This is a genomic window from Streptomyces sp. NPDC052301, assembly GCF_044593395.1.
Classification (GTDB): Bacteria; Actinomycetota; Actinomycetes; order Streptomycetales; family Streptomycetaceae; genus Streptomyces.
The window spans coordinates 12,388-39,176 of sequence record NZ_JBIUBE010000006.1 but is presented as its reverse complement, the minus strand read 5'-3'; the positions used below and the strand labels follow the sequence as shown (position 1 = coordinate 39,176).

Sequence of the window (26,789 nt, the reverse complement as noted above, 5' to 3'; positions counted from 1 at the left end):
ACGTAGGCGTCCCACGGGCGGCCCTCTAAAATTTGAGTTACTTAACGGTAATTAGCGTCAGTATCACTGCGTCTTTGGAGCGTGAGAGACCGTGGCCGGAACGGCTGACTTCGACCTGTACCGCCCGTCAGAGGAGCACGACATGCTCCGCGACGCCGTCCGCTCCCTGGTCGAGGCGAAGATCGCGCCGTACGCCGCGGCCGTGGACGAGGAGGCCCGCTTCCCCCAGGAGGCGCTGGACGCCCTCGTCGCCAACGACCTGCACGCGGTGCACGTCCCCGAGGAGTACGGCGGCGCCGGCGCCGACGCGCTCGCCACGGTCATCGTGATCGAGGAGGTGGCCCGCGCCTGCGTCTCCTCCTCCCTCATTCCGGCCGTGAACAAGCTCGGCTCGCTCCCGGTGATCCTCTCCGGCGGCGAGGAGCTGAAGAAGAAGTACCTGACCCCGCTCGCCAAGGGCGACGGGATGTTCTCCTACTGCCTCTCCGAGCCGGAGGCCGGCTCGGACGCGGCCGGGATGAAGACCAAGGCGGTCCGTGACGGAGACCACTGGATACTCAACGGCGTGAAGCGCTGGATCACCAACGCGGGCGTCTCCGAGTACTACACGGTGATGGCCGTGACGGACCCCTCGAAGCGCTCCAAGGGCATCTCCGCGTTCGTCGTCGAGAAGTCCGACGAGGGCGTCTCCTTCGGCGCCCCGGAGAAGAAGCTCGGCATCAAGGGCTCCCCGACCCGCGAGGTCTACTTCGACAACGTCCGCATCCCCGCCGACCGCATGATCGGCGAGGAGGGCACCGGCTTCATGACCGCCATGAAGACCCTGGACCACACCCGCATCACCATCGCGGCCCAGGCGCTCGGCTGCGCCCAGGGCGCCCTCGACTACGCCAAGGGCTACGTCCAGGAGCGCAAGCAGTTCGGCAAGGCGATCGCCGACTTCCAGGGCATCCAGTTCATGCTTGCCGACATGTCCATGAAGATCTCGGCGGCCCGCGCCCTCACCTACCAGGCCGCCGCCGCCTCCGAGCGCGGCGACGCCGACCTCACCTACCTGGGCGCCGCCGCCAAGTGCTTCGCCTCGGACGTGGCCATGGAGGTCACCACGGACGCGGTCCAGCTCCTCGGCGGCTACGGCTACACCCGGGACTACCCGGTGGAGCGCATGATGCGCGACGCCAAGATCACCCAGATTTATGAGGGCACGAATCAGGTCCAGCGGATCGTCATGGCCCGCAACCTGCCGTAACGGCAAGGGCGGTACGGCTCTCTCGGAAGGCGCCCCCTGGGGCGCCTTTCTGCTGCCCGGCGCACCTCCCGACCGGTCGGTCACATGCGGGGCGGCCCGGGGGGACGTAGGACGGAAGCACACGGGACCCCTCCCCGGTCCCCGCCCCCCCAGGAGGAGCCATGGCCCAGCCCGGAACGATGACCCCCATGACCCAGCAGATGCAGGACTGCGTCAACGCCTGCATGGCCGCGCACACCATGTGCGAGGAGTCCATGAGCTCCTGCATGCACATGGGCGGCCAGGCCCAGATGCAGATCATGCGTGCCCTCATGGACTGCTCCGAGACGACCCGTATGTGCGCCGACATGATGATGCGCCGCTCGCCCATGTCGGGCGAGATGTGCGCGATGTGCGCCAAGGCGTGCGACATGTGCGCCGAGGCGTGTATGGCGATGCCGGACGACCAGCAGATGATGCGCTGTGCGGAGGCGTGTCGCCGCGCGGCGGAGATGTGCCGCGCCATGGCGGGCGCCAAGATGTGAGGTCCGCCCGAACGTGCTCGAGGGCACCCCGCGGGGTGCCCTCGAGCGTCGTGCGGTGACCGTCAGGTGCCGGAGACGGTGACCTTCTGGTCGTGGTTCAGCTCGTCCACCAGCGTCTTGACCTTCGCCTTGTCCCAGACGAGGTTGCCGCCGGTCGAGCCGGAGATCGGCATGTTCATCGAGGTGCCGTCACCGCCCTGGACGCCCTTCATGGCCCAGAACATCGAGGCCAGGTCCCACAGGGACATGTCCTTGTCGACGATCAGGGAGTCCAGGCCCGCGCCCATCACCGGGTAGAACTTGAAGGGGTTGAGGATCGTCGACGGGGTCGCCACCTGGTGGGCGAGTGCCGACAGGAACTTCTGCTGGTTCTTGGTGCGCTGCAGGTCGGACGCGGCGAAGGCGTGCCGGGTGCGGACGAAGGCGAGCGCCTGCTGGCCGTTCAGGGTCTGCTTGCCCGACTTGAAGTCGGCGCCGGACCACTTGTCCTTGAAGCCCTTGTCGATGGTGATGTCCACACCGCCGACCGCGTCCACGATGTTGGCGAAGCCCTGGAAGCCGATCTCCACGTAGTGGTCGATGTGCAGACCGGTGTTGTACTCGATCGAGCGGACCAGCAGCGTCGGCCCGTCCTCGGCGTAGGTCGCGTTCAGCTTCTCGTGCCGGCCCCGCGCCGGGTAGACCTTGCCGGACGTCGAGCCCTGGTACGACGGGACGACCACGTCGGAGTCGCGCGGCAGCGAGATGAGCGTGTCGCCGCTGTCGCCGACGTGCAGGATCATCATCGAGTCCGTGCGCTTGCCCTCGGCGCCGCCGGTGTGCAGCTTCTTCTCGTCCGCCTTGGACATGCCCTCACGGCTGTCCGAGCCGACGATCAGGTAGTTCGTGCCGTCGCCCGAGGAGGGCCGGTCGATGACCTTGGACAGGTCGACCTCGCGGCGCAGCTTGGAGTCGGCCCAGAAGTAGGTCGCGACGGACGTGACGATCAGCACGGTCGCCAGGGTGATCGCGGTCCACTTGATCCGGCGCCGCCAGTTCGGCGCGGGCCGCGGGGCCCGAGGGGGCGCCCCCGTGCCGCCGGGGCCGTGACCGCCCGGGGCGCCGTAGACCTGGCCCGTGTTGTAGCCGCTGTCGTACGCGTCGTAACCGGCGCCGTCGTCGTACCCCTGGCCGTCGACGTACGACGGCTGCTGCGGGACACCGGAGCTGTACGGCGGCGCGGCCGGGCCGTCACCGTACGGCGAGCGCGGTCCGGGCGGTACCGCCGGGCCGCGGCGCACCTGACGCATCACACGGGCACCCTCCGGCTGCGCGCCGGCACTGCCGTGTCCGTAGCGCGGGCCGCGATTGTCGTCGGACCATCCCTCGGGCCAGTCATTCATGCGCCCCAGTGTGCAGGGCGCCGCCGTGTGCCGTACAAGGGCTGTCGGAAAATCAGAGCGGCGCTGTTGCGAAGCTGACACAAATTCCGCGAATGTCACTTCGGCATAAGGTGGAGGGCATGACAGACCAGGTCACGGACACGGAACCTGACATTCCGGGCAAGCCCACCTCTGCCTCGCGCACCACGCTCAGCCACATCATGACCCACAACGACACCAACCTGCTGGGGACGGTCCACGGCGGGGTGATCATGAAGCTGGTGGACGATGCGGCGGGTGCGGTGGCCGGCCGGCACTCCGGTGGCCCTGCCGTCACCGCGTCCATGGACGAGATGGCGTTCCTGGAGCCGGTGCGGGTGGGTGACCTGGTCCATGTGAAGGCGCAGGTGAACTGGACCGGCCGGACCTCCATGGAGGTCGGCGTACGGGTGCTCGCCGAGCGCTGGAACGAGTCCGCCCCGCCCACCCAGGTCGGCTCGGCGTATCTGGTCTTCGCGGCCGTGGACGCCGACGGCAAGCCGCGGCGGGTGCCGCCGGTGATGCCGGAGACCGACCGCGACCGCCGCCGCTGCCAGGAGGCCCAGATCCGCCGTACCCACCGTCTGGCCCGCCGTCGGGCGATCCGCGAGCTGCGCGAGAAGCGCGCGGCGGAGGGCTTCGAGGACTAGCGAGGGCGCGGCCGGTCCTGCGCCCTTTCCGTGATCCCTCGGTCACTCCCGGTTCAACTCCCCGTGCCCTCAAGGGGGTTGTACGGAAGTGGCAAGTATCACGGCGGCTGCCCGTCGAAGACCTGTGCGGATAGTGTGTGCGCAATCTGACTGGTTGTGAGGCGGGCGGGGCGCGTGATGCAGGGCCCCGGCGGGGGGTAGAGGCGTGGACGCACAGGGCCGCGGATGGGGCGACGACATCGACCCCTCGGACCAGTGGGTGCTGAACCCGGAGACGGGGGAGTACGAGCTGCGTTCGGGCCCGGCCGGGGAGCCGTCCGTGCCCGCCGCCCGGCAGCCCTCCGCTCCCGGCACCCGGCAGCCCTCGGCGGGGAAGCCGTCCGTGCCCGCGCCCCGCGGTGCCGCCCCGGCGGAGACCGCGGCCCCCAGCCGCAGGCGCGGGAAGAAGGCCCGTAGGCCCACCGGTGGGAAGTCCACAGGCAAAAGGATTCTGCTGTGGACGAGCGGCACCCTCGCGTTCGTCCTCGCCGCCGGTGCGGGCGGTGTCTACCTCTACCTCAAGCACCTCGACGGCAACATCACGACGACGGACACCGTGGGTGCCACCAGCGACTCCTTCAGCAAGGACAAGGCGTTCAACATCCTGCTGATCGGCACGGACAGACGGCAGGGCAAGGGCAACACCAGCTACGGCGACCTCGAGGACAGCCTCGGTCACGCCGACACCAACATCCTGCTGCACGTCTCCCAGGACCGGACGAACGCGACCGCGCTCAGCATCCCCCGGGACCTGGTCACCGACATACCGGACTGCCCGACCAGGCAGTCCGACGGCTCGACCAAGGTCATCGCGGGCAGCAAGGGCATCCGCTTCAACGAGAGCCTCGGCCAGCTGGGCCGCGACCCCGGCTGTACGGTCCGTACCGTGGAGCGGCTCGCCGGCGGCATGAAGATCGATCACTTCATGATGGCCGACTTCAACGCCGTGAAGACCCTGACGACGGCCGTCGGCGGTGTCGAGGTGTGCCTGGCGCACCCCGTGAAGGACAAGGAGTCGCACCTGGACCTGCCCGCGGGGCCGTCGAAGGTCCAGGGCGAGCAGGCGCTGGCCTTCGTCCGCACCCGGCACAGCTGGGCGAACGAGAGCGACCTGGACCGCATCAAGGCCCAGCAGCAGTTCCTCGGCTCCATGTTCCGCCAGATGAAGTCCGACTCCACGCTCACCAGCCCGAGCCGGCTGATGGATCTCGCGGAGACGGCGACCAAGGCGCTCACGGTGGACAAGGGCATCGGGCACATCACCACGCTCAAGGACGTGGCCCTGGAGCTGAAGAAGGTGCCGCCGAAGAACATCAGCTTCCTCACCCTGCCGGTCAAGGACAACCCGGCCGACGGCATCCACCACAAGACCGTCGTCGAGGACCCGGGGCCCGCCCAGCAGGTCTTCTCCTCGATCGAGGACGACGTCTCCTTCACCGAGGTGAAGAAGAAGCAGAAGGCGAAGGAGTCCGCCAAGCTCAAGGGCCCGCGCTCGGCCGCCGGCGACGTCCGCGTCGACCTCTACAACGCGGGCGCCCCCGACGGCTCCGCCCAGACGACCCTGTCCTGGCTGCAGACCCAGAAGGGCGTGACGAAGTCCAGCCAGCTCGGCAACTCGGGCGCGCACCAGCCGAAGACGACCCTGGAGTACGCCCCCGACCAGGCCGCCCAGGCGCGCGAGCTGGCCGACCTCATGGGGCTCCCGGCGTCCGCCCTGAAGCCGGGCCACAGCGAGAAGAACGCCCAGGGCCTGCCCGCGATGGTGCTGCGCCTCGGCGCCGACTTCAAGGGCGCCGGCATCCCCCTCACCGGCCCGGCGAAGTCCCCGTCGGTGCAGAAGACGACGGCCGACGAGGTGAAGTGCGCGTCCTGAGGCGGGGTCCCGCAGCGGGGGCTACCCGTTCTGCGAGCACACCACCTCGCTGCCCCGCACCACGGTCGTGTCCGGCCGGGTGGGGTCCTCCAGCCGCACCTTCCGTACGTCCTTGAAGTCGGGGCCGGCCGTCAGCTTCATCAGCGGCCCCTGACCCGGCACCGCGCGCAGCTCGCTGCCCGGCAGGGCCGCGGCCAGCGTGCGGGCGGAGCGGTCCCAGCGGGGGTCGTAGGAGACGACCGTGCGCGGTACGTGGGCGGGCGCGGTCACCGGCTGGTGGTTCGTGGCGAAGCCCGCCGCCGCGAGCGCCGCGTCGACCCGCTTGGCCAGCCCGATCGTGCCGGTCCCGTTCGCCACCTGCACCCGGACCTGCCGCGGGTCCACCTCCACCGGCACCGGTGCCGGTCCGCGGTGCGGGGGCGCCACGGCGAGCGGCTTGTCGTCGCGCAGTGAGGCGAACAGCTGCTCCGCCCTCGCCCGGTCCCACTTCAAGGTCGAGCCGATGCCCTTGACCTTGTAGTTCATCTGCCCGATGGGCACGGTGACGAACTCGGAGGAGGACGGGCGGAAGTTCCGCATCGCCCGGCCGAGGTCGATCAGCTCGTCGGCGCCGAACCCCTCGTCGGCGCGGACCGAGCCCAGTACCGCCCGGGTCACGTCCCGGAACCTGATCGGGTTCAGCAGCACCCCGGAGGAGCCGGCCCGCTCGATCAGCGCGGCCAGGAACCGCTGCTGCCGCTTCATCCGGCCCAGGTCGCTGGCCCCGTCGAGGTGCCGGGCCCGCACGTACTGCAGCGCCTGTCCGCCCATGAGGCTGTGCGTGCCGGGCGCGAGGTCGAGCCCGGTGTACGTGTCCTTCAGCGGCGTCGCCGTACAGACCTGCACCCCGCCGAGGACGTCCACGGTCCGCATGAAGCTGGCGAAGTCGACCTCCAGATAGTGGTCGATCTTCACGTGCGTCAAGTCCTCGACGGTGCGGATGGTCAGCTGGGGGCCGCCCTCGGCGTAGGCCCCGTTCAGCTTGAGCGCGTGCGCCGGGTGCTGCCGGCCGGTGGTCGGGTCGGTGTGCGCGGGCACCTCGGCGTAGGAGTCGCGCGGCAGGCTCACCACGGTGGCCCGTTCCCGGTCGTCCGAGATGTGCACGATCATCATCGTGTCGGTGCAGTGGCAGGGCTGACCGCCCAGCCGGTACGCGCGCCGCTCCTGTTCGCTGATCTTGTCGCGGCCGTCGGTGCCGACCAGCAGGACGTTCATGCCGTGGCCCGCGCGGGGCCGGTTCTTCATGTCCTTGAAGGCGTCGATGCGGGCGATGCCCGCGTCCAGGCTGGTCACCACCGCGTGCCCGATCCCGGCGGAGGCGAGGACCACCACGGACAGCGTGGTCACGGCCCGCATGGCCCAGCGGGGCCGCCGGGGCGGCCGGGCGGACGGCACGGGCCGCTCGTGCGGACGCGGGACTCGGTGGGGCGGCTGCGGACCGGGCTGCGGGCGCGCGGGAGACCGAGGCGGGCTGGGCAAGGAGGACACCTCCGGACGAGGCCGTACGTGGGATCCGTGAGCACAGTAGGCCGATACGATCTCCAGCCCGCGTTCTCGCCCCGGTGGCGCGCACCGGTGTCCCCCGTTCGCGGTAACGTGAGGCCCCTATGAACGCCAAGTCCGACGTGCGGCTCCCCGCTGTGTCCGTGATCATGCCCGTCCTCAACGAGGAGCGGCATCTGCGCGGGGCCGTCCAAGCGATCCTCGCGCAGGAGTACACCGGCGAGATGGAGGTCGTGATCGCCCTCGGTCCGTCCACGGACCGCACGGACGAGATCGCCGCCGAGCTGGTCTCCGAAGACCCGCGCGTGCACACCGTCCCGAACCCGACCGGCCGTACGCCCGCGGCGCTGAACGCGGCGATCAAGGCCTCCCGGCACCCGATCGTGGTCCGCGTCGACGGCCACGGCCTGCTGTCGCCGAACTACATCGCCACCGCGGTCCGGCTCCTGGAGGAGACCGGCGCGCAGAACGTCGGCGGCATCATGCACGCCGAGGGCGAGAACGACTGGGAGCACGCGGTCGCCGCCGCGATGACCTCCAAGATCGGCGTCGGCAACGCGGCCTTCCACACCGGCGGCCAGGCCGGCCCCGCCGAGACCGTCTACCTCGGCGTCTTCCGCCGCGAGGCCCTGGAGCGGCAGGGCGGCTACAACGAGGAGTTCATCCGCGCCCAGGACTGGGAGCTGAACTTCCGCATACGTGAGGCGGGCGGCCTCATCTGGTTCTCCCCCGAGCTGAAGGTGTCGTACCGGCCCCGGCCGAGCGTGCGCGCCCTGGGCAAGCAGTACAAGGACTACGGCCGCTGGCGGCACGTCGTCGCCCGCTACCACTCGGGCTCCATCAACCTGCGCTACCTCGCCCCGCCGACGGCCGTGTGCGCCATCGCCGCCGGGATCGTGGTCGGCGCCGCACTGACCCCGTGGGGCTTCGTCGTCCCCGGCGGCTACCTCGCGGCGATCGCCGCCGGGTCGCTCCCCGCGGGCAAGGGCCTGCCGCTGAAGGCCCGGCTGCAGATCCCGGTGGCCCTCGCCACCATGCACATGTCGTGGGGCTGGGGCTTCCTGACCAGCCCGAGGTCCCTGGCGAAGAAGGTCATCGCCTCCCGGCGCCCGGCGGTGCTCAGCTCCCACTGAGACGACGGCAGGGGCCCCTCCTTTCCGAGGAGGGGCCCCTGCCGTGTTCTCACCGGGTCACCACTGGTACGGCTTGTAGACGTCCATGCACTTCGACTTGTCCGAGCCGTTGACCGCGTCGGTGCCCTCCGGCAGGTCTCCGGCCTTCGGCTTCGACTGCTTGGGATAGGACGTGCCGGTGCGCCAGTCCGCGCCGACGACGACCGTCACGCCCGAGACGTCGGTCGACTTCTGCACCGAACTCACCGGGATCCCCAGGGCCTCGGCCACCGCCTGGGCGTCACCCTCCAGGTCCGCGCTCGGGTACTTCACGACCGTCTTGTCCGCGGACAGCGCTCCCGAGGTGTCGGCCTGCGCCCTGCCGTAGCCCGCCTGCACCAGTGCCTGGCCGATCGCCCGCGCCCGCTGCGGCACCGCGGCCTCGGTCGAGGACCGGGTGGCGTTCTGCACCAGCACCCCGAGCCGGCCCGGGTCCGTCGACGGAGCCTTGCTCGCACCGGTCTTGTCGGAGGCCTGCTTCGCGGCCGGCTTCTTGCCGTGCTTGTCCAGCGGCACGTCGTCGCGGAGCATCTCCCACAGCTTGTCGGCGTTGGCCTTGTCCGGCACCACGTGGTTGCTGGGGTTCAGCGGGTCCTCGACGTTGGGCATCGTCACCGACGTGATGCGGTCGGACGGCACCGACTTCATCTCCATGGCCAGGTCGTACAGCTTCTTGACCGTACCGATCTCCTCGGAGACCTTCAGGGACTTGGTGGCCGCCTCGGCCAGGTCCATCAGGCGCCCGGTGTCGGTGAAGACGTTCTGCTGGCGCAACGTGCGCATCATCGAGTTCAGGTACATGTGCTGGGCCCGGGCCCGCATCAGGTCGCTGCCCCAGGCGTGCCGGGTGCGCAGCCACTGCAGCGCCTGCACGCCCTTGACCTTGTGCGTCCCCGCCCGCATCTTCAGCCCGGAGCCGCCGCGCTGATCGGGCGTCGAGCGGTCCCACACGTTCTGCCGCACACAGACGTCGACACCGCCGACGGCGTTGCCCATCCGCACCACACCGGAGAAGTCGATCGTCATCCAGTGGTCGATGTAGACGCCGGTGAGGTCCTCCCAGGTGGACAGCGTGCAGCCGGCCCCGCCCCGGGCCAGGGTGGTGTTGATGATGTCGTTGGTCTCCGGGTAGACCTTGCCGGTCTCCGGGTCCTTGCACTCAGGGATGTGGACGCGGGTGTCGCGGGGGATGCTCACCATGGCGGCGCTCTTGCGGTCCGCGGACAGGTGGATCAGCATCTGCACGTCCCCGAGCGGGGGGCTGCCGACGCTGTCCTTGCTGCCGCCGAGCTTCAGGTTCTCCGCCGAGTTACGGCTGTCCGAGCCGATCAGCAGGATGTTCAGCGGGGTCTGCCCGGCCGCGTTGGGCGCGGTCCTGCGGGCCTTGGAGTCGCCGCTGCTGCGCGCGCCCTTCTGGATGTTGCCGTTGAGGTGCTGGTAGTACAGGTAACCGGCGCCGGCCGTCCCGAGTATCACCACCGCCAGTACGGTCGCCGACCAGCGCAGAGCGCGCCGTCTGCGTCGCCGCCCGTCGGCCTTCGTGCCGCCCTTGCGCCGCCCGCCACCATGCCGGCCTGCGCCCCCCGACGCGTCCGAGGCCTGCGGTGCGAGCGACATCGTGTCGTCCACCGCGGGAGCCTTTCCGCGCACATCGCTCTGCGCCAAACTTCCTGCCCTCCCCACCCTTGCGCCATGCAACGGGTCCGTCCCGCGCCGAGTTAGACGCACGACGGACCCGTTGGGTTACCTACGAGGCGCACTTCACCTTGTCTGCCGTGGACTTGTCGACGTCCGGCGCCTTGGCCGGCGTGGTGAGCGACACGCCCGCCCCCTTGAAGTCCTTGCCCAGGGTCAGCGTCATCGCCGGCAGCCCCTGCGCATTGGTCACGCTCTTGCCGGGCTTCAGTGCCGACCCGGGCAGCCCCATCAGCGCGGCCAGCTCCCGGGCCTGGGCGGCCTGGTCGGGGCCGTACTCCAGCGTGGTCTTCTTCAGCTCGGCCGGGGCGTTGCCCGCGTTCTCCGACTTCAGCACGCCCTTGTCGGTCTGCAGCCAGGACAGGGTCTCCTGCGCGCTGCCTCCCTCGGCGCCACCGTTGAGGATCCGCACCCGCACCTCGGAGGGCGCCGACCTGCTGCCCTTCAGCCGTGCGGCGGCGGCGTCCTTGGCCGCCTTCTGCTTCCTCTTCACGTCGGTGAAGGAGACGTCGTTCTTGATGGCGTCGAACACGGCCGGTGCCGTCGCGTCGTTGACGACGACCGTCGCGTGCACCTTCTCCGCGGGGTTGTCCACCACCGGCACCGTCGTGAAGGTGATGTTCTTCGTCGGGACCTTCTTCATCTCCATCGCGATGTCCTTCAAGGTGCTGACATGGCCGATCGCGCTGTCGACGGTCAGCGCCTTGGTGGCCGCCTCGGCCAGGTCCAGCACCTTGGAGGGGTTGGTCAGCGTGTCGCTGGAGGACATCTTGCGCATCAGGGAGCCCAGGAACTGCTGCTGCGCCTTGATGCGGTCCAGGTCGCCCTGGTTGCCGAAGCTGTGCCGGGTGCGGACGAAGGCCAACGCCTGCTCGCCCTCCACCACCGACTTGCCCGCGGGCAGCTTCAGATGGGACTCCTTGTCGTTCACCGGGTGCGCGACGCACACCTCGACCCCGCCCACCGCGCTGGTCAGGGTCTTCACCGCGTTGAAGTCGGCCATCATGAAGTGGTCGACGTGTATGCCGGTGGTCTCTTCCACGGTGCGCATGGTGCAGCCCGGGTCCCGGCCGTCCTGGCCGAGGCTGGTGTTGAAGCGCACGTTCTCCGTGCCGGAGATGACCTTCGTGCTGCCGTCGGGCTGCTTCGTCGGGCAGTCCGGGACGTCGACGATCAGGTCACGCGGAATGCTCAGCGCGGTCGCGTTCGTCCGGTCCTTGGAGACGTGCAGCAGGATGTTGGTGTCCGCGTGGCCCACGGAGTTCTTGTCGCCGTAGCCCTCGTTGCCCTTACCGGTCCGCTTGTCGGTGCCGATGATCAGGATGTTGAAGGCCTCGTCCTTGCTGAAGCTCTTCGAACCCGCGTCGCCGACGTCGGTCGTGGTGACGTTGCCCTCGAGGTGCTTGAGGTACAGGTAGCCGGCCGTGCCGACGGCGACCAGCACGAACGCCGTACCGCCGGCGGTCCACGCCAGCACCTTCTTGGCCCTCGACTTCTTCTTCACCGGCCGCCGGGCCGCACGCCGGCCCTGCGGTGCCTCCGGCTCGCCGCCCCGCCTGCGGGCCGACCGCGGCGGAGGGACGGACCCCTTGCCGGCCGCGCGCATCTCCCGGGTTTCGCCGGGCGCCGAGTCGTTGCGCCGGCGCGGTGCGCCGCCACCTGCCCGGGGGGACGGCCTGCGGGGCCCGGGGACCGGTGACTGCGGTGCGGAAGGGGTCAGTCGCAGTTCGTATTCGCCGGTGTTCGGATTGAGTACCCACTGATCTGCGGGGTCGATGTTGTCCGCCCGCCCACGGCTCTGCGCGTCCACGGTTGTCCGAATCCTCCGTCGGGGCCACGCGGCGCCTTCCCCCCAGAGGCGCTCGGGTCTCGGTGAATCAGTGCATGACCCCAGGACGGATCTCGCGGTCAGGTGCACCGGATCGCTCACACTATCCGCCCAGTTCAGCGTCGAGCGACGCCGGTGACAAATTCTCTGTTCCTACAACCGGGCAATCCGCCTCATTTGCCGAGCGGAGCGACCGTGGCCGGCCCGCCCCTCACGTACACGGGTGCTCGGCGGCGGTGTTCCCGCGGAAGGTCGGCGGCGGCGACGGAGCGCTCCTTCCGTTCCCTCCCGGGGCCTGATCGGGGTCGTGCCGGGCCACGACCACGGGCTCGTCGGCCCGCAACCGCGTGAAAAGCCTCTCGGCCTCCGGCTCCACGAGTTGATCACGGTTGGTGTCGTAGACGTACGACTCCCTCGGCACCGTCAGGAACTGCACCTGTTCGGTGGGGATGTCGCGCAGCCCACGCACCAACTGGTACAAGCCACGCAGACTGGCCAGGCCCGGATCGGTGGTCAGCGACGAGGTCGCCGCGTCCAGCACCGGGTACAGCTTCACCGGATTCAGCAGGACGTCGTTGCTCTGCACCTTGTCGACGAGCGCGCCGAGGAACCGCTGCTGACGCTCCATGCGCTCGGTGTCGCTGCCGTCGCCGAGCGACTTGCGGGCCCGCACGTACCCGAGCGCCTGCTCCCCGTCGAGCGTGACCCTCCCCGCGGGCAGCTTCAGCTTGGCCGCCGCGTCGTCGACGGGCTCCTTCAGACAGACCTGCACCCCGTCGACGGCGTCGACCATCTCCTTGAACCCGCTGAAGTCCACGACCATGTGGTGGTCGATCCGTACGTCCGTCAGCTTCTCGACGGTCCGGATCGTGCACGCCGAACCGCCCACCTGGAAGGCGTGGTTGAACATCGCGAACACCGGCTCGCTGCGGGTGCCGTCCGCCCGCAGGCAGCCCGGGACGTCCACCATCAGGTCCCGGGGCAGGGAGACGGCCGTGGCGCTGCGCCGGTCGGCGGCCAGGTGCAGCAGGATCGCCGTGTCGGACCGCTCACTGCCCAGGTCCCGCCCGTACGCGCCGTTGCCGTCCCCGGCCCGGGTGTCGGACCCGATCAGCAGGATGTTCTGCGCACCCCGCACCAGCGCGGTGGGCCGCTCCCGCTCGTACCGGGCCAGCTCCCGGGCGGCGGCCTCGTCGGCGGTGATGTTGGCGCTGAGCTTGGCGTAGACCGCCCACCCGGCCCCGGCGGCGGCCACGAGGAACACGCCGACACCGAGCGCGCCCCCTTTCACCCACCGCCGCCTGCGCCGCCGTACCAGCCCGGTCCCGGTGGCGGAGGCCCCGAGACCGGGGCCGAGGGGCTCGCCTGCGGTGTCGGTCACGGCCGGGGCACCCCCTCATGGGCGTACGAGCGTCACGTCCTGCTCCTACGACGATGGCGGGGGAAGGGACGGCGAGCCCCCTGTAGTACTCCGACCGGGGGGCCGGCCGAGGGACGGCCGGGCGAACGACCCGGGGGAACCCTTGCTCAGCGGCGCACCGCGGTCACCCGCTCGCTCTCGATCCGCTGGGCGAGGCTCTCCTCGGCCAGCCGGTCCAGATGCCGGCACAGCACCACCGATCCGCCGGTGGCGAGCGGCGCGAACAGCCCCGCGCTCAGCCCTTCCCAGGTGTCGTACGGCAGAGCGGACAGCAGCCTCGAACCGGGCCCCGTCAGATCCAGTGACGGCGCCTCGGCCGAGGCCCGCTCGACCACCTCCGCCCCGCTGAACTCCCGGCCGGCCACGACCAGCGCCGGCTCCTCCGGATCCACCGGCGCGAACGGGACGAACCGGTCGCCCTGCCCCGGCACTTCGACGGCGTAGTCGACGAACCCGGCCGGAGGCTCGGGGAAGCGCCCGCCCAACGGCCGCAGGGCGAGCGCCACTCGCTCACCGGTGCACGCCCGCGCGGCGTCGAGCGAGTCCGGGCCGCTGACCACCACGTCGGCCGCCGCCGGCTCCCCGCCGACGTCCGCGACCGCGCCCACCGAGGAACAGGCCAGCAGCCACACGGCCGTCTGCCAGTGCGCGGGCAGCAGCAGCGCGACCCGGTCGCCGGGTGCGACGGACAACTCGCCCTGAAGGAGGTTGGCTGTCTTGGCCACCCAGTTGGCGAGGGTGGCCACGGACAGTTCGACGCGTTCGCCCGTGGCGTCGTCGTAGAAGGTCACCAGGGGACGGCCGGGGTCGGCGGCGAGCGCGGAAGACAGCAGGTCGGCTGGGGTGCGATCGGTGGCGTTCACCCGGCACAGCGTACGCGCGGGCGGACACGGGCACCGAGCGCCGCAGGCGGACGGCCCGGTCCGCGACCGCGGTCGCCTGCAAGCCCCCTCCGTCATCCGCAGTAGCCACCGCTACCACTGCCGCGTGAAACTCGGCCTGTTCGGGGCGAAACCGCGCGCATGGACATATCTCGCGCCGGGCGGTGGCAATCTCTAACCCAAGGGTAAGAACGAACGACTGAACGTGATCTCCGACCATACGGGCGGACGCGCGTTCACCGCCGGCACGGGGCCCGCTCTCACCGTTCTCATACCGATCTCGCGGATAACCGCGCGTTCGTCAAGGGTGCCGTCGCTACGGTCTGCATACACTGACCGGCCGAAACGAGTAGTACGAGCAGTTCGGCCGGTCCCGGCAGGAAGCAGAGACGACAGGTGACAGAAGCGATCCTCCTGGTCGGTGGCAAAGGCACGCGGCTGCGTCCGCTCACGGTGCACACGCCCAAGCCGATGGTCCCGGCCGCCGGGGTGCCGTTCCTCACGCACCAGCTGGCGAGGGCGAGAGCCGCCGGCGTCGACCACATCGTGCTCGCGACGAGCTACCTGGCCGAGGTCTTCGAACCGTACTTCGGCGACGGCTCCGCGCTCGGCCTGTACATCGAGTACGTGACGGAGGAGGAGCCGCTCGGCACGGGCGGCGCGATCCGCAATGTGGCCTCCCGGCTCCACTCGGGCCCCGAGGACCCGGTCCTGATCTTCAACGGTGACATCCTCACGGGCCTGGACATCGGCGCCCTGGTGGACACCCACGAGTCGACGGGCGCGGACGTCTCGCTGCACCTGACGAAGGTCACGGACCCGCGCGCCTACGGCCTGGTGCCCACCGACGCCTCCGGCCGTGTCCTCGCCTTCCTGGAGAAGCCGCAGACGCCCGAGGAGATCGTCACCGACCAGATCAACGCCGGGGCGTACGTCTTCCGCCGCTCGGTCATCGACACGATCCCGGCGGGCCGCCCGGTCTCGGTGGAACGCGAGACGTTCCCCCAGCTGCTGTCGGCGGGAGCCCATCTGCAGGGCATGGTCGACTCCACGTACTGGCTGGACCTCGGCACCCCGGCGGCCTTCGTCCGCGGCTCGGCCGACCTGGTCCTCGGCCGCGCCCCGTCCCCGGCGGTGCCCGGCCGCTGCGGCGACCGCCTGATCCTTCCCACCGCCAGGGTGGCGCCGGACGCCAAGCTGACCGGTGGCACGGTGGTCGGCGAGGGCGCGTTCGTGGCCGAGGGCGCCCACGTCTCCGGCTCGACGATCCTCCCCGGTGCCGTCATCGAACCCGGCGCGGTCATCACCGACTCCCTCATCGGCACCCGGGCCCGCGTGGGCGAACGCTCTGTCCTCACCGGCACGGTCATCGGCGACGGCGCGATCGTGGGCGCGGACAACGAGCTCCGCGAGGGCGTACGGGTGTGGTGCGACGCCCGCATCCCGGCAGGAGCGGTCCGCTTCTCTTCCGACCAGTAGCCCCGGGCTCCGCCCCCGGCCCCCGCGCTCCAGGGACAGGACCAGAACCGGCCTGCCCCCGGGCGGCCGTGCTGCTGGGGCCACCCGGCAGAGGGGAGGGGGCGTGGCTGCGGGCGGTCGTATTGCTGGGGTGATGTCCCTCTGGGAGTGGCGGGTGGGGCGTGGGTGTGGGCGGTCGTGCGGCCGGGCCGGCGCCCGTCTGGCAGCGCAGCCATGCCGCGGTGGCTGCGGGCGGTCGTACCGCTGGGCGGTGTCTTTCTGGCAGTGGCGGGTGGGGCGTGGGTGTGGGCGGTCGTGCGGCCGGGCCGGCGCCCGTCTGGCAGCGGCAGCCATGCCGCGGTGGCTGCGGGCAGTCGTGCCGCTGGGGCGGCACGGGTGGGCGCAGCGGCACCCCGCCGGCGCGGGCAAGCGAGTCCCACCCCCGCCCAGCCGCAGCCGAGCGAGTCCCACCCCCGCCCAGCCGCAGCCGAGCGAGCCCTACTCCTGCCCAGCCGCAGCCGAGCGAGCCCTGCTCCCGTCCCCTCACAGCCGAGCGAGACGAACGCTCACTCAGGCACAGCCGAGCGAGACGAACACCCCGGTCAGGCACAGCCGAGCGAGACGAATACCCCCTCAGGCACCAGCCGAGCGAGACGAACACCCCGGTCAGGCACAGCCGAGCGAGACGAATACCCCCTCAGGCACCAGCCGAGCGAGACGAATACCCGCTCAGGCACCAGCCGAGCGAGACGAACACCCGCTCAGGCGCAGCGCACCGCGCCTCAGAGCAACCCGATGTCCACCCGAGGCATCTTCGGCGCCCGCCGCGCAGGCGCGTTCCCGCTCAGCAGGATCAGCCGCGCCGCCCGATGCCGCTGCCCGGCATACGGCTCCAGCAGCTCCAGCATCACGGAGTCGTCCGCGTGCCGGTCCCCCGCCAGGGCCCACCCCACGATCCCCGGCAGATGCAGATCCCCGACCGTCACCGCGTCCGCCGCCCCATGACTGCGCTGCACCACCTCCGCCGACGTCCACGGCCCCACCCCCGGCACGACCTCCAACCGCGCCTGGGCCTCGGCAGGAGTCATCCCCACCGCCTGCTCCAGCCGCGCAGCGACCCGCACGGCCCGCAGGATCGTCGACGCCCGTTTGTCGTCGACCCCGGCCCGATGCCACTCCCAGGAGGGAATCAGCGCCCAGGTACGCGGCGCCGGCATCACGGACATCGGCCGCTCGAACGCCCCCGCGGGCCCCGGCGCCGGCTCACCGAACCTCCGCACCAGCAGCCGCCACGCCCGATACGCCTCGTCGGTCGTGACCTTCTGCTCCAGCACCGACGGGATCAAGGACTCCAGCACCAGCCCCGTCCGCGTCAGCCGCAGCCCCGGCCGCCGGTGCCGCGCCAGCGCCACCACCCGGTGCCGGGGCACGAACGCGTCCGGATCGTCGGCCGCGCCGAGCAACTCGGGCAAGCGGTCCAGCAGCCACTGCGCCCCCGGCCCCCACGCCTCACCGAGCACCTCGCCGCCGTACGCCCGCACCCGCAGCGTGCCCGGCCCGGCGGGCGTCAGGGTGGCCCGCCACACGGAGCCGTCCGGGGTGGCCCGGAACGTGGGGTCGGCGGGCCCGCGCCGCAGCGGTCCGAGCACCAGCCCGACATCGAGCGGTCCTTGGGGCACCCACCGCCGTACCCGGGCCGGGGCCGTCGCCTGGCGGGGTATCCCGGCGGCGCTCCCGGGTACGCCGACATGGCCCCCGCGCACAGTCGTACGCGTGGGCCGCTGAGGAAAACGTCCTGCCACGAGTGAGGTCCTAGAGAAGCCGGTGCCGTCCTACGAGCCTAGGCGCTGCCCGCACCGATTCACCGCACTTCGACGAACCCGCCCGCGTCCCGCTCCGGCCGCGGTCTCGGGTGCTCCGCGGGATGTCCGATCGCCACCGCTCCCATGGGATCCCAGCCGGCGGGCAGCCCGAGCGTCTCGCGCACCACGTCCCGGCAGAACATGGTCGACGACACCCACGCCGAACCCAGCCGCTCCCCGGCCAGCGCGACGAGGAAGTTCTGCACGCCCGCGCCCATCGCGACGACGAACATCTCCCGCTCGGCACCGTCGCGCCGGGCGTCCCCGTAGTGGTGCGAGCCGTCCATGACGAGGCACGGCACGGCCAGGTAGGGCGCATGGCGCAGGACGTCACCGCGGCGCACGCGCTTCGCGACGGACTCCTCACTCCTGCCGTCCCGGCGCAGATCCGCGATCCACGCGTCCCGCATCGCGTCCAGCAGCCGCACCCGCGACTCCTCCGACTCCAGCAGCACGAACCGCCAGGGCGTGGTGTGGTGCGGGGCGGGTGCGGTGACCGCCGCGGCCACCGCGCGCCGGACCGCGCCGGGGTCCACGGGCTCGTCGGTGAAGGCCCGGACCGTACGCCGCTGGGTCACCGCCTCCCGGATCGCCTCGGAGGTGCCGAGCCGGAACATGTCGTCCCGCGAGGCGCGCACCAGCGCCCGCGCCCCCGCGGCGTCCTCGCCGGTCTCTGCGTCCTCCGCGTCGTCGTCCTCCTTCCCGGCGACGACGTGGGGCAGCCCGCGCAGCACGGCCACCGGCCGCCCCTGCGCCTTGCCCTTGACCAGGTCCCCGGCGGCGGCCAGCTCGTCCGCCGTGGCCACGACGGTCGCGCTGAGCGGATTGCCGTACGCGTCCGTGCCCCCGCGCAGATCGTCCAGCACGCGCACCCCGGCGGCGCCGATCGCCACGTCCGTGAGCCCCGCGCGCCACGGGCGTCCGAAGGTGTCCGTGACGACGACACCCACCTGCACGCCGAGGATCTCGCGCAGGCCCGCGCGGATCGCGCGCGCGGAGGCGTCCGGATCCTCGGGCAGCAACAGCACGGTCCCGGCGGGGGTGTTGGAGGCGTCCACCCCGGCGGCTGCCATGACCAGGCCCTGCCGGTTCTCGACGATGCGCAGCGCGCCGCGCCGGGCCACGACCCGTACCGTCTCCGCGTCGATGGCCGCCTCCCGGTCGGCCGCCTCCACGATCCGGCCCTCCGCCTTGGAGACGATCTTGGAAGTGACGAGCAGCACGTCCCCGTCGGCCAGGCCGGGCTCGGCGGCGGCGATCAGCTTGGCGAGGTCGTCGCCCTGCTGCACCTCGGGCATGCCGGACAGGGCCCACACCCGGTACTCGGGGCGCTCGTCGGTCACGCTCCCCGCACCTCCTCGGCCAGCGCCAGCGCCTCCCGGACCATCTGCGCGGTCGCCTCGACGTCGGTCATCATCAGCGGTACGGCCCGGCAGCGGATGCCGTCCGCCTCGACCCGCTCGACCGCCGCCGCGTCCACGGTGTCGACCAGCCAGCCGTCCAGCAGCCCGGAGCCGTAGTGCTCGGCGACCGCGGCGGCCGTGGACTCCACGCCGACCGCGGCGAGTACCTTGTCGGCCATGCCGCGCACGGGCGCGTCCCCGACGATGGGGGACAGGCCGATCACCGGCACGCCCGCCTCCGCGATGGCCTCGCGGATGCCGGGCACGGCGAGGATGGTGCCGATGGACACGACCGGGTTGGACGGCGGGAAGAGGATGACGTCCGCCGCGGCGATGGCCTCCAGGACCCCGGGCGCGGGCTTGGACTGCTCGGCGCCGACCGGGACGACGGCCTGTGCCGGGACGGAGGCGCGCAGCCGTACCCAGTACTCCTGGAAATGGACGGCCTTGGTCTCGCCGTCCACCTCGACCGCCACGTGGGTCTCCACGCGGTCGTCGGTCATCGGGATCAGCTTCACGCCCGGCCTCCAGCGGTCGCACAGCGCCTCGGTGACCGCGCTGAGCGGATAGCCGGCGCCGAGCATCTGCGTCCGCACGATGTGCGTGGCGAAGTCCCGGTCGCCGAGCCCGAACCAGTCGGGGCCGACGCCGTAGGCCGCCAGCTCCTCCTTGAGATGGAAGGTCTCGTCGGCCCGCCCCCAGCCCTGCTCCTCGTTGATGCCGCCGCCCAGCGTGTACATCACCGTGTCCAGGTCCGGGCAGACCTTGAGCCCGAAGAGATGGATGTCGTCGCCGGTGTTGCCGATCACCGTGACGTCCGCGTCCGGCACGGCCCGCTTCAGACCGCGCAGGAAACGGGCACCACCGATGCCGCCTGCCAGAACCACAATGCGCATGGGCCAAGTCTTGCAGGCGGGTACGACAACGTGTCAGGCAGTCACCGGACGCGGCTCGGTGCGCGCCTCGCAGTGCGGGGAGGTGTGCATCGGCATCTCGGTCAGTCCCGGGTAGTACACGTGCAGGCTGACCGCCGGTTCGAGCGTGTCGTTGACGACCTCGTGCACGTAGCCCGGCGCGAACACGCGCTGCGCTCCCGCCGTCAACGCGCGCGTGCGGCGCTCGGTGCGCTCGGTGAGGGCGCCCTCGAGGACGGTGAGGACACCGGAGGAGCGGCCGTGGTCGTGCGGCCCGCTGCCCTGCCCGGGCACCCAGGACAGCAGCCAGACCTCGTAGCCGGGTCCGGTGCGCAGCCTGTGGTACCAGCGGGTGGTGGCGTCGTAGCGGACGAGGTGCGCCCACTGGGAGCGGTCGGCGGCGATCGAGCGGGCGAGACCCGCGAACTCGGCGACCGTGGCCGGGTGCTCGCGCGGCGGCTGGAGCAGGTGCGGGACTTCGAGGATGTCGCCGGCGATCTGGAGGTCGTTGTCGCTGTTCATGGGGTGCGTGGTTCCTCGGTGAAGGAGGTCAGAGGGAACGGAGGACGGAACCGCGTCGGGAAGGGACACGGCCCACAGCCGGAGCGAAGGAGAGGCTCAACAGCTGGAACAGTGACAACAGCTACAGCGAGACCGGGCAGCACCGTGGGACCCGGCGGTGCGGGTCGAGGTGAGTGCCAAGTTCGCGAGCATGCCCCCTAGGACAGCGGTTCACACCCGCAGTGTCAACTCGAGGCCCGGAGTGTGGGACATGTTTCACCTCATCCGGTTCATCTGTCAGGTGAAAGGTTTGTTCATCCGAGTGCCGGGACACATGGGGCACAACCGAGCGCTCGAGCCTCGCGGAACGCGATCGAACACGGAGGCGTCCTCATCCGTACAGAGATCTGGACGGGTCTGCGGTCGCCCCCGGGTCCCGTCTGCGTGTCAGGGTTTATGGCGATTTGAACACTTTCCGCATGGCCTTGGTTCCGCAGAGTGAATAACGGGCCCAATAGCAGATCTCGGCTTGACTCGCCCGGAGCAGCACACTTGTAATTTCACTCGTGTCGTTCAGCCGAAATCGGTAACGGCTACACACGGGGACGCGAAAGACAGACGAGGGGCGCACATGACCGAGCTGGTGCAGCAACTGCTGGTCGACGACGCGGACGAGGAACTCGGCTGGCAGGAGCGCGCGCTGTGCGCCCAGACCGACCCCGAGTCCTTCTTCCCCGAGAAGGGCGGCTCCACCAGAGAGGCGAAGAAGGTCTGCCTCGCCTGCGAGGTCCGCTCCGAGTGCCTCGAGTACGCCCTCGCCAACGACGAGCGCTTCGGCATCTGGGGCGGCCTGTCCGAGCGGGAGCGGCGCCGGCTCAAGAAGGCCGCCGTCTGAATCGGCGCGCACGCACGCGTATCCACGGAAAACGTCACGAACGGCCCGTCGCCCATGGGTTATCCACAGGCGGCGGGCCGTCGTCCTGGTCAGCCGATAGTGTGGTCGCTCGTCCGAGACACCCCGCTGTCCCCTCGCGCACGAGCCGCGCGGGGAGACACAGGCGTCCACCGCAGTCCATCGAACCGGGGCCCGTACCTCGATGTCCGTGCACAGCCATACGGCAGCCCATCACAACCCCGCTGCCACACCTGAGTTCCCGCGTCATGTGGTGACCGCGGTCCTCGTCTCCCACGACGGCGCCCGCTGGCTGCCCGACGCGCTCGCCGGGCTGCTCGGCCAGGAGCGCCCCGTGCAGTACGCGGTGGCCGCAGACACCGGCAGCGCGGACGACTCCGCCCAGCTGCTCACCGACGCCCTCGGTGACGCCAATGTGCTGCACCTGGCCCGTCGCACCGGCTTCGGCCAGGCCGTCGAGGAGGCGAGCCGCATCGCCCCGCTCCTCACCCCGGAGGAGCTGCCGTACCTGAAGCGCCCCAGCGGCTGGGACCCGGTCACCCGCAGCTGGCGCGACGACGCCTACGACCTGCCCGAGCTGCCGCACGGCGAACCCGTCCAGTGGCTCTGGCTGCTGCACGACGACTGCGCCCCCGCCCCCGACGCCCTCGCCCAGCTGCTCCGGGTCGTCGACAACGAACTCGAACTCGGCCGCGACGACGTCGCGGTGGTCGGCCCCAAGCTGCGCGGCTGGTACGACCGCCGGCAGCTGCTGGAGGTCGGCGTCTCCATCGCCAACTCCGGCCGCCGCTGGACCGGCCTGGACCGCCGCGAACAGGACCAGGGCCAGCACGACCACGTCCGCACCGTGCTGTCCGTCTCCACCGCCGGCATGCTCGTCCGTCGCGACGTCTTCGAACAGCTCGGCGGCTTCGACCGCCGGCTGCCCCTGATGCGCGACGACGTCGACCTGTGCTGGCGCGCCCACACCGCCGGCCACCGCGTGCTCGTCGCCCCCGACGCCGTCGTACGGCACGCCGAGGCCGCCTCCCGCGAGCGTCGCACCGTCGACTGCGCGGGCCGCACCACCGCATCCCCGCACAAGGTCGACAAAGCGGGCGCCGTCCACACCCTCCTCGTCAACACCCGTACCGCAGCCCTGCCCTGGGTGCTGCTGCGGCTCGTTCTCGGCACCCTCCTGCGGACCGTCGCCTACCTGGTCGGCAAGGTCCCCGGTCAGGCCGTCGACGAGATCCGCGGCCTGCTGAGCGTCCTGCTGCGCCCCGAGCGGATCATCGCCGCCCGGCGCCGCCGCGGACCCTCGCAGATCGACAAGGGTGAACTGCGCCAGCTCTTCCCGCCGCCCGGCGCCACCGTCCGGGCCACGGTCGAACAGTTCGCGGCCGGCTTCGCCAGCGGCTCGGACACCGACACCTCCTCCGCCGGCCGGCACGGCGGCGCCGTCGAGTCCGGGCCCGGGGGCGACGACGCCGACTTCCTCCAGGTCGAGCAGTTCGCCCGGCTCAAGCGGATCGCCCGCAGGCCCGGCCCGGTCCTGTTCCTCGCGCTGCTGATGATCTCCCTCGTCGCCTGCCGCGCCCTGCTCGGCGGCGGCGCGCTCGCGGGCGGCGCCCTGCTGCCCGCCCCGGCCGGCGCGAGCGACCTGTGGTCCCGGTACGCCGACGCCTGGCACGCGGTGGGCGCGGGCGGCACCCCGGCCGCACCGCCCTACCTCGCCGTCGTCGCGACCCTCGCCTCGATCCTGTTCGGCTCCTCCGGACTCGCGGTCACCGTCCTGCTGGTCTGCTCGGTCCCGCTCGCCGGATTCACCGCCTACTTCGCCTCCCGGCCCCTCGTCACCTCCCGGCTGCTGCGTGCCTGGGTGGCCGTCGCCTACGCCTTCCTGCCCGCAACCACCGGCGCCCTGGCCGGCGGCCGCATCGGCACCGCCGTCCTCGCCGTGCTGCTGCCCCTCATCGCGCGCGCGGGCATCGCCGCGAGCGGTCTCGCGCATCGCACCGGCGCCCGCGGCAGCTGGCGCGCCACGTGGGCGTACGCGCTGCTGCTGACCGTCACCACCGCCTTCACGCCGATCGTCTGGCCCCTCGCGCTGCTCCTCGGCCTCGGCGTGCTCGTCCTGCGCCGCTCCGACGCCGTCGCCTACGGCCTGCGCTTCCTCGCCCAGCTCGGCACCCCGCTGCTGGTCCTCGCGCCCTGGTCGCTCACCCTGCTCCCGACCGGCTTCTTCAAGGAGGCCGGCCTGGCGTACGGCCCCTCCTCCGCCTCCGCGCTCGACCTGCTCGGCGCGAGTCCCGGCGGCCCCGGCACCGTCGACGGCCTGATGCTCATCGGCATCGTCCTCGCCGCCCTCGCCGCCCTCCTGCGCTCCGAGCGGCAGCTCGGCATCCGGACCGCCTGGGTCGTCGCCCTGCTGGGCCTCGTCCTCGCCGTCCTGTCCAACCGGTCCGCATGGGCCGGGCCCGCCACCCTCGTCTACGGCACCGCCCTGCTGGCCGCTGCCGCCCTCGGCGCCGACGGCGCACGCGCACGCGTGGCCGAGCAGAGCTTCGGCTGGCGCCAGCCCGTCGCCGCCCTGATCGCCTTCGCCTCGGCCGCGGGCCCGCTGCTCGTCGCCGTCGGCTGGATGCTCGGCGGCGCCGACGGACCGCTGGAGCGCCGGGACCCGACCCAGGTGCCCGCCTTCGTCGCCGAGGACTCCACCGGCGGTGACCAGGCGCGCACCCTGGTCCTCGACAGCGACTCCGCCGCGCGTGTGCGCTACACCCTGGTCCGCGGCTCGGGCGCCCGCATGGGAGACGCCGAACTGGCCGCCGCCGACGGTGAGAACGCCCGCCTCGACAAGGTCGTCGCCAACCTCGTCGCGGGCTCCGGCGCCGACCAGTCCGACGAACTCGGCGGCTTCGCGGTGCGCTACGTCCTCGTCCACAAGGGCGCGCCCCGCCAGATCGCCCGCGTCCTCGACGCCACCCCCGGCCTGGCCCGGCTCAGCCAGCAGCACGGCAACGCCCTGTGGCGCGTCGACCAGGAGGTCTCCCGCGCGGCGATCGTCCCCGCCGGCGGCTCGGGCACCGCCCAGCCGGTCAGCTCGGGCCCCGTCGAGATCCACACGACCGTCCCCTCCGGCTCGGGCAGCCGCGTCCTGCGCCTGGCCGACTCCGCCGCGCCCGGCTGGACCGCCACCCTCGACGGCAAGCCGCTCACCCGCACCACCGTCGACGGCTGGGCCCAGGGCTTCCGACTGCCCGCGTCCGGCGGCAGGCTGGACGTCACCTACGACGCGCCGCTCACCCACACCGCCTGGCTGTGGGCCCAGGGCGCGCTCGCCGTCGTCCTCGTCGTCCTCGCCCTGCCCGGCCGCCGACGCGACGTCGACGACGACCTCCCCGAGGAGCAGCCGCTGGCCGCCCAGGCCACCGCCGGCGAGGGCCGCCGCGCCCGCCGCCTGCGCGCCCAGGCCGAGGAGCAGGCCGCGGAGGACCAGAGCCCCGAGGAGCACCCGGCCGCACCGCCGCTGCCGCCCCAGGCCCCGGCGGCCGTACCGCACCAGCCGTCCTACGACGAATGGGACGCGTCCACCTACCCGGACGCGAACGCCGGTTACGGCACCGACCAGTACCAGACCGACGCGCAGTACCAGCAGGCCGGCTACGACCAGCAGGCGGCCTACCCGGCCGACCCGGCCGACCCGTACCGGACGGCGGCCCAGTACGACCCGTACGCCTACAGCGGTACGGCCGACCGGATGCCGTACGACCCGACGGCCTACCAGCAGGGCTACGACCCGGCGTACGACCCGGCCCAGCAGGGCTACGACCCGGCCCAGCACCCCCACGGCACCGGCAGCGAGCGCCCCGACGGGAGCCAGCAGTGAACCGCACCACCCTGTCCCTGATCGCCGGTACGGCCGCGCTGGCCGCCGTCACCGCCTTCGCCACGCTCGACCCCCCGTCGGCGTCCGGCGCCTCCGCCCCCGACGCGGCCGCTCAACTGCCCGTCCAGCGCACCAGCCTGCTGTGCCCGGCACCGAGCATCTCGGACATCGCGGACACGTCGTACACGTCGTTCACGCCCGCCACCAAGGGCGCCGCGAGCAGCGGCAAGGCCCAACTCCAGGCCGCCGCCGAGGACTCGGGCGACGGTGCGGACGGCTCCGGGCAGAACCAGAAGGGCCGGTCGTCCAAGACGTCCGAGAAGAAGGCGGACCAGCCGGTGCTCACCCCGAAGGCGCCCGGCACACCGGTCACCGGGGACACCTCCGGCGCCGACACCCCCGCGCTGATCGGCACCGCCGACGGGAAGTTCGCACCCGGCTGGACCGTCCAGGAGACCACCGAGGTCGCCGCCGGCACCGGCCGCGGCCTGCAGGGCGTCACCTGCACACCCGCGGACACCGAGTTCTGGTTCCCGGGCGCCGGCACGGCCTCCGGACGCACCGACTACGTGCACCTGACCAACCCCGACGACTCCGCGGCCGTCGTCGACATCGAGCTGTACGGCAAGAACGGCCGGATCAAGTCCCCCCTCGGGGAGGACCTCACCGTGGAGCCGCACTCCAGCAAGCCGATCCTGCTCTCCACGCTCACCGACGAACGGCAGGGCGACCTGACCGTGCACGTCAGCGTGCGCAGCGGCCGGGTCGGCGCGGCCGTGCAGGCCCTCGACGACAAGGCCGGCGGCGACTGGCTGGCCGCCGCCACCGACCCGGCCGGCAGCCAGGTCCTGCCCGGCATCCCGAAGGACGCCACCGACGTCCGCCTGATCGCCTTCACCCCGGGCGACGCCGACGCCGACCTGAAGATCCGCCTGGCCTCGCCGGACGGCCTGATCACCCCGGCCGGGAACGAGACCGTGCACGTCAAGTCCGGCATGACGACCACGGCCGACCTCGGCGCCGTGACCCGCGGCGAGGCCGGCTCCCTCGTCCTCACCCCCACCGACCAGTCGGTCCCGGTCGTCGCGGCCCTCCAGGTCGTCCGCGGAAAGGGCGACAAGCAGGAGACCGCGTTCATCCCGGCCACCGCCCCCGTGGGCACGCGCGCGACCTCGGCCGACAACAGCGCCAAGGGCACGACCCTCGCCCTGACCGCCCCCACCGCCACGGCCGAGGTGAAGGTGACCGCGTCGGCGGGCAGCGAGGGCGGCTCGGCGGTCTCCAAGACGTTCACGATCAAGTCGGGCACGACCCAGGACGTCCAGGCCCCGGCCCCGTCCGGCGTCCGGGGCACCTACGCCCTGACCGTGGAGACCCTCTCCGGCGGCCCGGCCTACGCCTCCCGCACCCTGACGGCGACGGAGGCGGGAGTCCCCGGCTTCACCGTCCAGACCCTCCCGAACGACCGGGGGCTGGTGGCGGTGCCGGAGACGGACGAGGACCTGTCGGTCCTGCAGAAGTAGCCGGATAGCAGGCCTGGCGATCCGCCCGGTGCCCGTCGCGGCACCGGGCGACCGGAAGGTCCCCGGAACCG

At 71.9% G+C, this 26,789-nt stretch carries 19 protein-coding genes; 9 read left to right on the top strand and 10 right to left on the bottom strand.

Annotation, left to right across the window (positions count from 1 at the left end; translation table 11 throughout):
* Nucleotides 1-91 precede the first annotated feature (91 nt).
* The gene (locus tag ACIHEJ_RS17840; protein ID WP_400136233.1) at nucleotides 92-1,249 is read left to right on the top strand and encodes an acyl-CoA dehydrogenase family protein; all 1,158 of its coding nucleotides are present in this window, start codon (nucleotides 92-94) and stop codon (nucleotides 1,247-1,249) included.
* Nucleotides 1,250-1,410: 161 nt separating this feature from the next.
* Nucleotides 1,411-1,773: a four-helix bundle copper-binding protein gene (locus ACIHEJ_RS17835; RefSeq protein WP_400136230.1), complete on the top strand. Its 363-nt coding sequence runs from the start codon at nucleotides 1,411-1,413 to the stop codon at nucleotides 1,771-1,773.
* A 62-nt stretch (nucleotides 1,774-1,835) separates the two neighbouring features.
* Here the strand turns inward: ACIHEJ_RS17835 and ACIHEJ_RS17830 are convergent, their stop codons facing one another.
* On the bottom strand, nucleotides 1,836-3,155 hold the full coding sequence (locus tag ACIHEJ_RS17830) for an LCP family protein (protein WP_400136228.1): 1,320 nt from the start codon (nucleotides 3,153-3,155) through the stop codon (nucleotides 1,836-1,838).
* A 92-nt stretch (nucleotides 3,156-3,247) separates the two neighbouring features.
* Here ACIHEJ_RS17830 and ACIHEJ_RS17825 point away from each other — a divergent pair, with 92 nt between their 5' ends.
* A complete protein-coding gene (locus ACIHEJ_RS17825) occupies nucleotides 3,248-3,823 on the top strand; it encodes an acyl-CoA thioesterase (RefSeq protein ID WP_400136225.1) in 576 nt (191 codons plus the stop codon).
* 205 nt (nucleotides 3,824-4,028) lie between these two features.
* The gene (locus ACIHEJ_RS17820; protein WP_400136223.1) at nucleotides 4,029-5,735 is read left to right on the top strand and encodes an LCP family protein; all 1,707 of its coding nucleotides are present in this window, start codon (nucleotides 4,029-4,031) and stop codon (nucleotides 5,733-5,735) included.
* A 21-nt stretch (nucleotides 5,736-5,756) separates the two neighbouring features.
* Here ACIHEJ_RS17820 and ACIHEJ_RS17815 read toward each other — a convergent pair whose 3' ends face one another.
* Nucleotides 5,757-7,130, bottom strand: coding sequence for an LCP family protein (locus ACIHEJ_RS17815; RefSeq protein WP_400137462.1), 1,374 nt, complete (start codon nucleotides 7,128-7,130; stop codon nucleotides 5,757-5,759).
* Nucleotides 7,131-7,381: 251 nt separating this feature from the next.
* Here ACIHEJ_RS17815 and ACIHEJ_RS17810 point away from each other — a divergent pair, with 251 nt between their 5' ends.
* Complete coding sequence (locus tag ACIHEJ_RS17810) at nucleotides 7,382-8,410, top strand: glycosyltransferase family 2 protein (RefSeq protein WP_400136220.1); 1,029 nt, start codon at nucleotides 7,382-7,384, stop codon at nucleotides 8,408-8,410.
* A 57-nt stretch (nucleotides 8,411-8,467) separates the two neighbouring features.
* Here ACIHEJ_RS17810 and ACIHEJ_RS17805 read toward each other — a convergent pair whose 3' ends face one another.
* The 4 genes from ACIHEJ_RS17805 to ACIHEJ_RS17790 all read right to left on the bottom strand — a co-directional run bounded on the left by ACIHEJ_RS17805 (nucleotide 8,468) and on the right by ACIHEJ_RS17790 (nucleotide 14,255).
* Nucleotides 8,468-10,066 carry an LCP family protein gene (locus tag ACIHEJ_RS17805; RefSeq protein ID WP_400137461.1) on the bottom strand — a complete coding sequence of 533 codons (1,599 nt, stop codon included), beginning with the start codon at nucleotides 10,064-10,066 and terminating at the stop codon, nucleotides 8,468-8,470.
* A 130-nt stretch (nucleotides 10,067-10,196) separates the two neighbouring features.
* Nucleotides 10,197-11,954 (bottom strand): LCP family protein, encoded by a 1,758-nt coding sequence (locus ACIHEJ_RS17800; RefSeq protein ID WP_400136218.1) that lies wholly within the window; start codon nucleotides 11,952-11,954, stop codon nucleotides 10,197-10,199.
* A gap of 229 nt (nucleotides 11,955-12,183) precedes the next feature.
* Nucleotides 12,184-13,353 (bottom strand): LCP family protein, encoded by a 1,170-nt coding sequence (locus ACIHEJ_RS17795; RefSeq protein WP_400136215.1) that lies wholly within the window; start codon nucleotides 13,351-13,353, stop codon nucleotides 12,184-12,186.
* Nucleotides 13,354-13,499: 146 nt separating this feature from the next.
* On the bottom strand, nucleotides 13,500-14,255 hold the full coding sequence (locus tag ACIHEJ_RS17790; RefSeq protein ID WP_400136213.1) for a TIGR03089 family protein: 756 nt from the start codon (nucleotides 14,253-14,255) through the stop codon (nucleotides 13,500-13,502).
* Between the two features lie 414 nt (nucleotides 14,256-14,669).
* Between ACIHEJ_RS17790 and ACIHEJ_RS17785 the strand changes: the two genes are divergently transcribed.
* A complete protein-coding gene (locus tag ACIHEJ_RS17785; RefSeq protein ID WP_400136212.1) occupies nucleotides 14,670-15,752 on the top strand; it encodes a sugar phosphate nucleotidyltransferase in 1,083 nt (360 codons plus the stop codon).
* Nucleotides 15,753-16,513: 761 nt separating this feature from the next.
* Here the strand turns inward: ACIHEJ_RS17785 and ACIHEJ_RS17780 are convergent.
* Genes ACIHEJ_RS17780 through ACIHEJ_RS17765 form a run of 4 tightly spaced genes read right to left on the bottom strand, consistent with a single transcriptional unit; the run spans nucleotide 16,514 to nucleotide 20,432 of the window.
* On the bottom strand, nucleotides 16,514-17,533 hold the full coding sequence (locus ACIHEJ_RS17780; RefSeq protein WP_400136210.1) for a DNA-3-methyladenine glycosylase family protein: 1,020 nt from the start codon (nucleotides 17,531-17,533) through the stop codon (nucleotides 16,514-16,516).
* A gap of 59 nt (nucleotides 17,534-17,592) precedes the next feature.
* Entirely contained in the window at nucleotides 17,593-18,936 is a 1,344-nt protein-coding gene (locus ACIHEJ_RS17775; RefSeq protein WP_400136207.1) for a coenzyme F420-0:L-glutamate ligase, read from the bottom strand.
* A complete protein-coding gene (gene cofD / locus ACIHEJ_RS17770; RefSeq protein WP_400136204.1) occupies nucleotides 18,933-19,892 on the bottom strand; it encodes a 2-phospho-L-lactate transferase in 960 nt (319 codons plus the stop codon). The genes ACIHEJ_RS17775 and cofD overlap by 4 nt, the downstream gene beginning before the upstream one ends.
* 33 nt (nucleotides 19,893-19,925) lie before the next feature.
* Entirely contained in the window at nucleotides 19,926-20,432 is a 507-nt protein-coding gene (locus ACIHEJ_RS17765; RefSeq protein WP_400136202.1) for a cysteine dioxygenase, read from the bottom strand.
* 610 nt (nucleotides 20,433-21,042) lie between these two features.
* Between ACIHEJ_RS17765 and ACIHEJ_RS17760 the strand changes: the two genes are divergently transcribed.
* The 3 genes from ACIHEJ_RS17760 (at nucleotide 21,043) to ACIHEJ_RS17750 (ending at nucleotide 26,718) form a co-directional block, all read left to right on the top strand.
* A complete protein-coding gene (locus ACIHEJ_RS17760; RefSeq protein WP_003975777.1) occupies nucleotides 21,043-21,306 on the top strand; it encodes a WhiB family transcriptional regulator in 264 nt (87 codons plus the stop codon).
* A gap of 202 nt (nucleotides 21,307-21,508) precedes the next feature.
* On the top strand, nucleotides 21,509-25,195 hold the full coding sequence (locus tag ACIHEJ_RS17755; protein WP_400136200.1) for a glycosyltransferase family 2 protein: 3,687 nt from the start codon (nucleotides 21,509-21,511) through the stop codon (nucleotides 25,193-25,195).
* Complete coding sequence (locus ACIHEJ_RS17750) at nucleotides 25,192-26,718, top strand: DUF5719 family protein (RefSeq protein ID WP_400136197.1); 1,527 nt, start codon at nucleotides 25,192-25,194, stop codon at nucleotides 26,716-26,718. The genes ACIHEJ_RS17755 and ACIHEJ_RS17750 overlap by 4 nt, the downstream gene beginning before the upstream one ends.
* The last annotated feature ends 71 nt before the right edge of the window (nucleotides 26,719-26,789 follow it).

Excerpts from the sequence above, each read along its gene's own strand:
- ACIHEJ_RS17835 (WP_400136230.1), top strand. The coding sequence starts at position 1,411 with ATGGCCCAGCCCGGAACGATGACCCCCATGACCCAGCAGATGCAGGAC.
- ACIHEJ_RS17830 (WP_400136228.1), bottom strand. The coding sequence starts at position 3,155 with ATGAATGACTGGCCCGAGGGATGGTCCGACGACAATCGCGGCCCGCGC.
- ACIHEJ_RS17825 (WP_400136225.1), top strand. The coding sequence starts at position 3,248 with ATGTCACTTCGGCATAAGGTGGAGGGCATGACAGACCAGGTCACGGAC.
- ACIHEJ_RS17815 (WP_400137462.1), bottom strand. The coding sequence starts at position 7,130 with ATGCGGGCCGTGACCACGCTGTCCGTGGTGGTCCTCGCCTCCGCCGGG.
- ACIHEJ_RS17810 (WP_400136220.1), top strand. The coding sequence starts at position 7,382 with ATGAACGCCAAGTCCGACGTGCGGCTCCCCGCTGTGTCCGTGATCATG.
- ACIHEJ_RS17805 (WP_400137461.1), bottom strand. The coding sequence starts at position 10,066 with ATGTCGCTCGCACCGCAGGCCTCGGACGCGTCGGGGGGCGCAGGCCGG.
- cofD (WP_400136204.1), bottom strand. The coding sequence starts at position 19,892 with ATGCGCATTGTGGTTCTGGCAGGCGGCATCGGTGGTGCCCGTTTCCTG.
- ACIHEJ_RS17765 (WP_400136202.1), bottom strand. The coding sequence starts at position 20,432 with ATGAACAGCGACAACGACCTCCAGATCGCCGGCGACATCCTCGAAGTC.
- ACIHEJ_RS17760 (WP_003975777.1), top strand. The coding sequence starts at position 21,043 with ATGACCGAGCTGGTGCAGCAACTGCTGGTCGACGACGCGGACGAGGAA.
- ACIHEJ_RS17755 (WP_400136200.1), top strand. The coding sequence starts at position 21,509 with ATGTCCGTGCACAGCCATACGGCAGCCCATCACAACCCCGCTGCCACA.